The organism is Acinetobacter sp. GW821-FHT01C12 (genome assembly GCF_059422625.1).
On record NZ_JBWKXD010000001.1, the window covers coordinates 1,187,846 to 1,198,451 of the forward strand.

Below are 10,606 nucleotides of genomic sequence, written 5' to 3' on the forward strand. Positions count from 1 at the left end.
CTATAAAAATTAATCTCAAGCTGAGATCAAGATTTCATTTCCATGTTGGATGATTCGTTTTGATAAATCACCGCCAAGCCAATACACAATCTCTGAAGGATGCTCAATATCCCAAGCAATAAAATCCGCCACTTTACCCTGTTCTAATGTGCCATGCGTGTCTTGTAAGCCAAGTGCATAAGCGGCATGGGTTGTGACACCTGCGAGTGCTTGTTCTGGTGTTAAACGGAATAATGTACTGCCCATATTCAGCATTAAACGTAATGACAAGGCTGGTGATGTTCCTGGATTTAAATCACTGGATAATGCGATACGCACACCATGTTGCTGCAAACTGTCTAAAGGTGGATACTTGGTTTCTCTTAGAAAATAGAATGCCCCCGGCAATAACACAGCAACTGTGCCTGAAGCGGCCATGGCTTTGGCATCAGCTTCGGTCATGTATTCTAAATGATCTGCGGATAAAGCATGGTAACGCGCAGCAAGTGTTGAACCACCGAGAGATGAAAGTTGTTCTGCATGTAATTTAACTGGTAAGTTTAATGCCTGAGCTGTTTTAAAAACACGTTCAACTTGCGCAGGAGAAAATGCCAAATGTTCACAGAAAGCATCGACTGCATCGACTAAACCTTCTTGATGCAGTTTGGGTAACATCTCGGTACAGATATGCTCAATATAAGCATCACTTTGATCTTGATACTCAGGTGGCAAAGCATGCGCTGCCAAACACGTACTTTTTACGGTCATCGGTAAAGTTTGAGCGACTTGACGAATCACACGGAGCATTTTACGTTCATTGCTATAGTCCAGACCATATCCCGACTTGATTTCAATGGTGGTTACACCATCTTTAAGCATACAACGAATACGTTTAAGTGCCGAAGCAAGGAGCTGTTCCTCACTTGCTTCACGTGTTGCACGTACAGTGCTTGCAATACCACCGCCACTCGCTGCGATTTCCGCATAACTGACACCTTGCAAACGTTTTTCAAACTCAACACTGCGATTTCCACCAAATACACTATGCGTATGACAATCAATTAAACCGGGAGTCACCCATGCGCCATTGAGGTCAATGCTCTCAGCATAGTCATCTACAGGAACATCTTTTTCTGCGCCAATCCAGTGAATATGTTGTGCTAAAGTGACAATTGCAGCAGATTCAATACTGGAATATTGCCCATCTTGCATAGTGGCAATATGACAATTTGTCCAAAGTTTTTTCATTGACATTTCCTCTTGCTGCCCATGCGTTAATCACGCTTGGGCAGCTTCAGTATCAGCTTTCCATTTCGACGTTTTGTTGAGGCTCTGATTTTTCTTTTACTAAGTTTTGCTTGGGCTTCACCCATATCGTATAAGCAATCCAAAGTAGAACTAACCATGTTATACCGACATAAAGTGCAGGTCGTGAGTCTGGGAAATATCCCATCATGGCTAAAATAAACAGCATAAATACAATGGCAAATGCAGGTGCATAAGGCCAGCCAATCACGGGGAAATCTAATGCTTTAATTTCTGATTTAGACAATTTACGACGCATACCCACTTGAGAAAGTAAGATCATCAACCATACCCAAACCGTCGCAAATGTTGCAATTGAGGCGATGATAATAAATACATTTTCAGGGATGAGATAGTTAAGCACGACGCCGACAAGTAACACACCAGCCATCACTACAACAGTCATCCAAGGAACACCATTACGTGAAAGTTTCTGGAACACTTGAGGTGCTTGTTTATGCTTAGACATACCATACAGCATACGCCCTGCACCAAATACATCACTATTGATTGCGGAAATTGCAGCTGTAATGACCACAATATTTAAAACAGTTGCTGCAGATTTGATGCCTAAGTTTTCAAAAATTTGTACAAATGGACTGCCTTGGCTACCAATTTGATTCCATGGGAAAATCGACATCAATACAAAAATTGTCAGAATATAAAAAAGTAAGATACGTACAGGAACCGCATTAATTGCACGTGGAATCGACGTTTTCGGATCTTGTGACTCACCCGCTGTGATCCCAATGATTTCGATGCCACCGAATGCAAATACCACAACAGATAAACAGGCAACTAAACCCATAATACCATTAGGCATAAAACCCTCATGAATCCATAAGTTTTGAATACCAGGTACAAAGCCGGTGTGATCTGCATTAAAGCCATAGATCATTAGACCAAAACCACCCAAAATCATGGCGACAATAGCGCTGACCTTGACGATGGATAGCCAGAACTCGACTTCACCAAAGACTTTAACGTGGATCAGGTTAATTGCGCCTAAGAACATAATCAGCGATAAAATCCAGATCCATCGTGGCACATCGGGGTACCAAAACCCCATATAGATACCAAAAGCAGTCACGTCAGCCAAGGCGACAATGATCATTTCAAAGACGTAGGTCCAGCCTGTAGTAAAACCAGCTAAAGGGCCAAGATAATTCGAGGCATATTCACTAAAAGAACCTGATACGGGGTTATGAACAGCCATTTCCCCTAATGCTCGCATCACAATATAAATTGCAATCCCTGCAACCATATAAGCAATTAAAACAGACGGACCTGCCATTTTAATTGCCGTTGCTGATCCATAGAAAAGCCCCGTGCCAATCGCTGAACCCAATGCCAAAAAACGGATATGACGGGTGTTTAACCCCCGCTGTAATGTGGAGTGTTGTGACATTATAATCTCCAATCCTTGAGGAAATTTAGTTAGATTCGGTCACTCCATGTGACCGTTTTATTGATCACACTTCAGACAAGCTCGGTAGTAGCTGCGCAATCAGCAGTTCGTTCAGACAACCACTTGCGAGCAATTCACTTGCTTGTTCGATATCTGGCGCGAAGAAACGATCTTCACTGTAATACGCCACTTGATCACGTAGAATTTTGCGGGCACGTTCAAGTTTAGGAGAGCTTTTCAATCCTTCACGGAAATCAAGTCCTTGACATGCACCTAACCACTCAACTGCGAGAATGCCGCGAACGTTATCAGCCATATACCACAAGCGTTTTCCTGCATTAGGCGCCATGGAAACATGGTCTTCCTGATTTGCAGAGGTCGGTAAACTATCAACACTGGCAGGATGTGCAAGTGCTTTATTGTCACTGGCCAACGCAGCGGCTGTTACTTGAGCAATCATAAAGCCCGAATTCACCCCACCATTGGCAACCAAAAATGGAGGAAGCTGTGACATATGGCGATCCATCATCATCGAAACACGACGTTCAGACAGTGAGCCAATCTCAGCAATCGCTAAGGCCAAATTATCAGCAGCCATTGCCACGGGTTCAGCATGGAAGTTACCTGCTGAGATGACGTCACCTTCTGCCGCAAACACCAATGGGTTATCTGAAACGGCATTCGACTCAATCGCTAATACTTCTGCCGCTTGGCGAATTTGCGTTAAACAAGCCCCCATCACTTGAGGTTGGCAACGCAGTGAGTACGGGTCTTGAACCTTGCTACAATCTTCATGTGAATGTGCGATTTCACTTGATTCAGTCAATAAGTCACGATATGCAGCGGCAACATCAATTTGACCACGCTGACCACGAACTTCATGGACACGTGCATCAAATGGTGCACGTGAACCGAGCATAGCTTCAACGCTTAATCCACCACAAACGGTCGCAGCAGCAAATAAATCTTCTGCTTCAAATAGACCACGTAATGCGTATGCTGTTGAAACTTGTGTACCATTTAAAAGTGCCAAACCTTCTTTGGCCGCTAAAGTAATCGGTTCTAAACCTGCAACTTTAAGTGCTTCAACTGCTGGTAACCATTCCCCTTTATAGCGTGCTTTACTTTCACCGAGTAAAACCAGAGACATATGTGCAAGGGGTGCCAAGTCACCTGAAGCGCCGACTGAACCTTTTAATGGAATATGCGGATAAACTTCTGCATTGATCAAAGCAAGGATTGCATCAATCACTTTAGGACGGATACCAGAAAAACCACGTGCCAAGCTATTGGCCTTTAACAACATAATTAAGCGAACCATCGCATCATCTAAAGGTTCACCCACACCAGCGGCATGAGAAAGTACCAATGAACGTTGTAATTGTTCTAAGTCTTCAGGGGCAATTTTACTTGAAGCGAGTAAGCCAAAGCCAGTATTGATACCGTATGCTGTACGTCCTTCATTCACAATTTTTTCGACACATGCAACACTTGCATTGATGCCAGCATAAGCACTGTCATCCAGTTTAACTTTGATTGGATTTAAATACGCTTGGCGAAGATCTGCGAGTGTGAGCTTGCCTGGTTGAATTAAGAGTTCCATTTTGACGTCCTGTTTTGCGCTATATTGTTCTCTTACGATGCTGTTTACACAATTGCAAAAAGCATCGTAATGTCCTTGTCTTTTATTTGGTGATCATTGGCAAGTTCAAACCTTGCGCTTTGGCACATTCAACAGCGATATCATAACCAGCATCTGCATGACGCATCACGCCTGTTGCTGGGTCATTGGTCAACACACGAGCAATACGTGCTGCTGCTTCATCCGTACCATCACAAACAATGACGACACCTGAGTGTTGAGAGAAGCCCATTCCTACACCACCACCGTGATGTAATGAAACCCAAGTCGCACCACCAGCTGTATTAAGTAAAGCATTCAGCAATGGCCAATCAGATACAGCATCAGAACCATCTTGCATTGCTTCAGTTTCACGGTTTGGACTGGAAACTGAACCTGAGTCTAAATGATCACGACCAATGACGATTGGCGCTGAAAGCTCACCACTACGTACCATTTCGTTAAATGCCAGACCTAATTTTGCACGTAAGCCTAAACCAACCCAGCAAATACGTGCTGGTAAGCCTTGGAAGCTAATCCGTTCTCTTGCCATGTCTAACCAACGATGTAAATGTTCATCATCTGGAATCAATTCTTTAACTTTTGCATCTGTTTTATAGATATCTTCTGGATCACCTGAAAGTGCAACCCAACGGAATGGTCCAATACCACGACAGAATAATGGACGGATATAGGCAGGTACAAAACCAGGGAAATCAAATGCGTTTTCTACGCCTTCTTCCTGCGCCATTTGACGGATATTATTGCCATAGTCAAAGGTTGGAACACCCATTTTTTGGAAATCCAACATCGCTTGTACATGCTTTGCCATAGATTGTTTTGCAGCTTTTACCACTGCTTCTGGCTCAGTTTTAGCACGTTGACGATATTCGTCCCATGTCCAACCAATTGGTAAATAGCCATTGAGTGGATCATGTGCACTGGTTTGATCCGTCACCATGTCCGGATGAACACCACGGCGAACCAGTTCAGGTAAAATCTCAGCTGCATTGCCATGTAGCGCAATCGAAATCACCTTGCCTTCTTTGGTATAACGGTCGATACGCGCCAAAGCATCATCTAAATCTGTAGCTTGCTCATCGACATAACGTGTACGTAAACGGAAATCAATACTGGCTTGCTGGCATTCAATATTAAGCGAGCAAGCGCCTGCCAATGTCGCGGCTAAAGGCTGAGCCCCTCCCATCCCACCTAAACCAGCAGTCAACACCCAACGACCTGTTAAGTCACCATTGTAGTGCTGGCGACCAGCTTCAACAAAAGTTTCATAGGTGCCTTGTACAATGCCTTGGCTGCCGATATAGATCCAAGAACCTGCGGTCATTTGACCATACATTGCCAAGCCTTTAGCATCTAGCTCGTTGAAATGTTGCCAATTTGCCCAATGTGGAACTAAGTTTGAATTGGCAATAAGAACACGTGGTGCATCTTTATGTGTTTTGAACACACCAACGGGTTTACCTGATTGAACCAATAAAGTTTCGTCATTTTCTAAAGTTTTAAGTGTTTCAACAATCTTGTCATAACATTCCCAATTACGTGCAGCACGACCAATACCGCCGTAAACAACAAGCTCTTTTGGATTCTCTGCGACATCAGGATCAAGATTATTCATCAACATACGCAGTGGAGCTTCAGTCAACCAACTTTTTGCATTGAGCTTAGTACCACGAGGTGCGCGAATTTCTACATCACGAAATTTTGTTGTCGTTGTTGTCACAATAGGACTCCTTCCTTTGAGTTTAAACCAGCAAATTAAACTGCATTCACTGTATAGCAATGTACTAACTTGTATATACATCTATATACTACACAAATCTTTAATATTGAAAAGATGCTTTTTAAATTATTTTAAAAAAAATTTATAAACATATAAAATAAATAGATTTATTTTTCATAAAAGCAAAAAAACGCAGACAACTTCAGGTTGTATGCGTTTAAGTAAAATCAATAAAATTTAGATTTCTGTGAGTTGTATTAGACAAGTTTGCTTTAAAAATTGATGATTTAATGTGATAGCTTTCAATGGTTTTTCATTTTCAAGTTTAAGGCTGTCTTGATGTTCCAAATGAAAAATCTGTTGATCAATTTCGATAACCAAAGCTTCAACACTCTGATTAAAAATAAACATCACGTCAGATAATATGGGTATTTCTAAGGCTTCTGGAGAGAAAATCCACTGATACTGTGCATCAAACTTTTTCGGATTATAAATCAAATTAAAATCTCGAATGTACCCTGCCAGCAATTCACAACTGACCACACTGTCTCCACGAAACTCGACAGACTGCAATGTTTTTAAGTGCTTAAAATCATCATCTATACGCAGTGAAAGACCTTGACCTTCCAATACCGTCAAAAAGCGATTCATCCCATTAAACTTGGAAAAATCACCCGATGTTTTCACATCGGCCATCGAAATCCGCCAATCAAACTCAGCTAAGCTTTCACCGACGCTACGGGCGATTTCAAACGTATAGCCTTCCCCATTTTTCCATCGCATTTTTTTATAATGGCTGGCTTTTAAAAGCTCAATCATTGGGTAAATTTACCTTCCAAATAATAGCGACTGCCGGGATAAATCAGTCTTGCACTGGAGATCAGTTGTTTATTGGACCATGTTCTACGACGGATCAATAAACACGGCTCTGTTTTATTGATTTTTAGCCATTTACATTCTTGTGCTGAAGCGAGAATCGCAGTAACCACATGCTCACCTTCAGTAACAGGTGCTTTTGACATTAAATAGGCATTAGGCGTGATAGTTTTAAAATCTTGTGCCAAATAATCTGGAATCAGTACGGGATCAACTAAACGATCTTCGATCTGCACAGGCACATCATTTTCATAATGCACAATGATCGAGTGAAATAAGCGTTGTCCTTCTCGAATTTGCATTAATCGACTTTGTTCTTCATTGGCTTGAATTTGTTCAAGTACCAATACTTCCGCATGATGTTTATGATTTCTCGCAATAATTTCTTCTGCAATATTATTCACATGAAATAATGCTGTACGACCTTGCCCTTCAGCGACAAAAGAGCCAACACCTTGTATGCGCACCAATAAACCTTCACTGGTCAGTTCGCGCAATGCCCGATTGACCGTCATACGACTACAACCCAGTAAATTCACCAACTCACTTTCTGAAGGAATTTTTTTATTTACAGTCCATGTTCCTTCATAAATTTTTTGTGAAATCATTTGTTTCACGCGCAAATACAAAGGAACAGGACTATCTTCTTCTAGAGATAAGTCTAGATCATTGTGCTTTGACGCTCTTGACATTGGCTAAAACTCATACAAAATATTCTAACTCATTGTATCTTGAGTTGATGTTATTTGTATATACAAGCCTATACAAATAATCATGATAAAAATATCCATTACTCATCAATGGCATTCCAACTTATATCAATTTAATCATTTTGCTTTTGCATCATTTAATCATAGATGGTGTAGCGGTCACCCAACGAATATTAATCGGCTTTGTTTGCAGCACAAGGTTTGACTTCATCTACGCAAAAGAATTTAAACTTTAAATGTAAAGTGTGGCTGTGTAAGTTTTATTCTCACCAGCTAGGTTTTTAAATCCCCTTTGCTAAGTTTTTACTCAGATTGTAAATCTGCTCTCTTATGAAGTTTCGACACAGGTTGTTCAAATCCTCCTCCTTGCAAAGTTAATACTTCTCACCTTTTTAAAGGAGGGAGTTTTTCGTTACCCAAATAAATTGAGTTTAACCATACAGCGTGTTGCTATCGCGTGGCGACATAAATAAGGAGGCAAAAGCCTCCTTATTTATTCAATCAAATTAGAAAGTCTTTCTTAAACTCAACCAGTACTGGTGATTATCGCGGTCTTGCAACTGCTCTGGCATATTTCCAATTGGAAAGGCAACTTCTGCATTGGCTTGAATATTCCACGCACTCGTCCAGTTCAGACCTAAACCTGCACTACTGATTTGAACTTGATTATCGCCTGTCACACCTGCCCAACGCTTAGCATTTAACGTGACTTCTGCTGTATCGATAAATACTTTCGCTGTTAGCTGATGCTTTGCATCGGCAAATAAACTTTGTCTCAGTTCTGTCGTGGCCAAATAACCTGTAGAGCCTGCAAATTGACTCGATTCATAACCACGAACATTAAATGGACCACCACCTAGATATTGCTCTGCACTGTCTAGATTATAAGGACTGTATTGTCCATAAATTCCCAAATAGCCTTGCGTGCCCTTATTGCTTAGGTTTTGTAAGCGTGACAGATTCAATGTAGCTGTATAGTAGTCTCCAGCTGTCTTCGCTGTTTGCGCATCTAAAGCAGCGGCATCATCGTTTTTAAATTTCACACGACCATAACTGGTTGAGGCACCATATTGGGTTAAGCCTCCACCCAAGAATTGATCAAACTGCGAGCCATCCAGTCGGGCAGTCACCACGTCAATATTTCGATGTTTGTAATATTGATTGAGCTGAATATCATCTTTCAGTTGTTTATGATCGTATTGTAAGCTGAGAAGGACTTCTGCATTATTGGTCAGTAAGGCAGGTTGGCTAATGAATACGCTACTTTGTGCAGCACTCCCTTCTGCGCCAATGTTTTTTAGCTCTTTTCCAAGTTCATAATCTAGATAAGAATAACTTGCGCCTGCCCGAGTACCCATTCCTGTAAAGGTAAAGGCATAACCCACGCGCCCGTAGTTCATGCGTTTGCCTGCAGTCATTACATCTAAACTCAGTTCATCACCTAAGCCTGCTAGGTTGTTGGCAGAAATTCCAGCGGTTCCACGCACTTGACTAGTATAACGATTACCAAAGTTATCTGCGCCAATATATCCATTCAACATGGCCGCATTTTGTACTTCAACATTGAGTTGGCTACTTCCGACTGTTGCACCAGGGGTCAAAACATTTCGGGTATTGACTCCATTTAAACGATTGAGCAGTTTGAGTTGTTGTTGCATCTGGTCACTGTTGATCCGCTCACCTTGTTTAAGTGGCGCAACGGTTTGTTCAATCAGCCAGTTTTGCGTTCGACTTTGATTATCAATCTGGGTTTGATCATAATACGCTTCGAGTACATTGATACGTACTACGCCCTGACTTAGATTCTGCTGAGGCAGATAAGCCCGACTATAGGCATAGCCCTGTTGCTGGTAGTAAGTGGTAATCTTTTGGGCTACTTGCCAAAGTTGCTGAAGACTCAATTGTTTACCTTCGGCATCCGCCACTAAGTGATGCAATTGTGCTGTGCTAAAACGACTATTTCCAGTGATTTCAATTTTGCGTACAGAGATTTGGATATCAGGTGAATTAGGTACGTTATTGCTTGCTGAACTTTCTACCTGAACAGCAGCCTGTGGTTCAAGGTTTTGTCCTTGTTGCTGTTGTTGTAGCAGTTGACCCGCATTAGGTGCTGGCGCTGCATGGTTACTGCTGGTCAAAAGCATCAGACAAGCAGCCACAGATGTTGCCAATATATTGTGTTGTTGTTTCATCAATTAGTGCTCCCCTGCCAAAATTTGAATACCTGCAGTGTTAACTCCACCTTGGCGTACATCTAAATCAACTGTATTTAAGACGTTATTGGTTTCAGGCAAATAACGAGGTCGTTTGAATTGTATGGCTTGTAAATATGCTGCAGGGGTTAACAGATAAATATCAGCTGTGGTCACAGCAGTCGTATCCACAAGTTTGTAGTTTTGAGCATCTAAGCCACCTAGACTTAAACCTGTAATCGATACATTTTTTGCTTGCCCTGTGGTCGCACTGTCAAATTGTCCTGTTGCTGTTGCAACGTTTAAATTATCCCCAGCATATATGCCGTTGAATTGTGCGTTGCTGAGATTAAGCTCAGCGGCAGTTAATCCATTATAAGTACGATTGTTGGCCGTAATTCCAGCGATGTTTTGAATATTGGCTTGGCGAATATCTGCCGTAGTTTGTGCAGTGTTATTCACCAACTCGTAGTTGTGTGCATCTGCACCACTTAAACTGACACCCTGAATCGAGACCTGTTTTGCTATACCCACATTTTTATCACTGAATTGTCCAGTTGCTGAAGCAACTTTCAATTCATCGCCTGCAACCATACCAGTGAATTGTGCTGATCCAGTATTTAATGTTGCGTTGGTGGTTGCATCATAAATACGATTATTGGCGCTAATGCCTGTCACTTGGTTAATTTTAGCTTTGGCGATATCTAATGAACCATCCACAAAGCTTAGCTCGTAGTTCTTGTCTAGACCTGTTGCGGTGTTAACATATTTGCC

Annotated in this window: 8 protein-coding genes; all 8 read right to left on the minus strand. The window is 41.8% G+C overall.

Annotated elements, in window-relative coordinates:
* Positions 1-15: 15 nt before the first annotated feature.
* Positions 16-1,227 carry an imidazolonepropionase gene (gene hutI, locus AC07WY_RS05640; protein ID WP_494735910.1) on the minus strand — a complete coding sequence of 404 codons (1,212 nt, stop codon included), beginning with the start codon at positions 1,225-1,227 and terminating at the stop codon, positions 16-18.
* A 52-nt stretch (positions 1,228-1,279) separates the two neighbouring features.
* On the minus strand, positions 1,280-2,692 hold the full coding sequence (locus AC07WY_RS05645; protein WP_494735911.1) for an amino acid permease: 1,413 nt from the start codon (positions 2,690-2,692) through the stop codon (positions 1,280-1,282).
* Positions 2,693-2,756: 64 nt separating this feature from the next.
* Positions 2,757-4,295 (minus strand): histidine ammonia-lyase, encoded by a 1,539-nt coding sequence (hutH, locus tag AC07WY_RS05650; RefSeq protein ID WP_494735912.1) that lies wholly within the window; start codon positions 4,293-4,295, stop codon positions 2,757-2,759.
* An 82-nt stretch (positions 4,296-4,377) separates the two neighbouring features.
* Positions 4,378-6,054: a urocanate hydratase gene (hutU, locus tag AC07WY_RS05655; protein WP_151801979.1), complete on the minus strand. Its 1,677-nt coding sequence runs from the start codon at positions 6,052-6,054 to the stop codon at positions 4,378-4,380.
* 237 nt (positions 6,055-6,291) lie between these two features.
* Positions 6,292-6,873: a HutD/Ves family protein gene (locus AC07WY_RS05660; protein WP_494735913.1), complete on the minus strand. Its 582-nt coding sequence runs from the start codon at positions 6,871-6,873 to the stop codon at positions 6,292-6,294.
* A complete protein-coding gene (hutC, locus tag AC07WY_RS05665; RefSeq protein WP_004721807.1) occupies positions 6,870-7,622 on the minus strand; it encodes a histidine utilization transcriptional repressor HutC in 753 nt (250 codons plus the stop codon). The genes AC07WY_RS05660 and hutC overlap by 4 nt, the downstream gene beginning before the upstream one ends.
* 524 nt (positions 7,623-8,146) lie before the next feature.
* The gene (locus tag AC07WY_RS05670) at positions 8,147-9,832 is read right to left on the minus strand and encodes a ShlB/FhaC/HecB family hemolysin secretion/activation protein (protein WP_494735914.1); all 1,686 of its coding nucleotides are present in this window, start codon (positions 9,830-9,832) and stop codon (positions 8,147-8,149) included.
* 3 nt (positions 9,833-9,835) lie between these two features.
* Positions 9,836-10,606, minus strand: a 771-nt coding sequence (locus AC07WY_RS05675; RefSeq protein WP_494735915.1) for a YDG domain-containing protein, incomplete at its 5' end; no start/stop codon positions are given.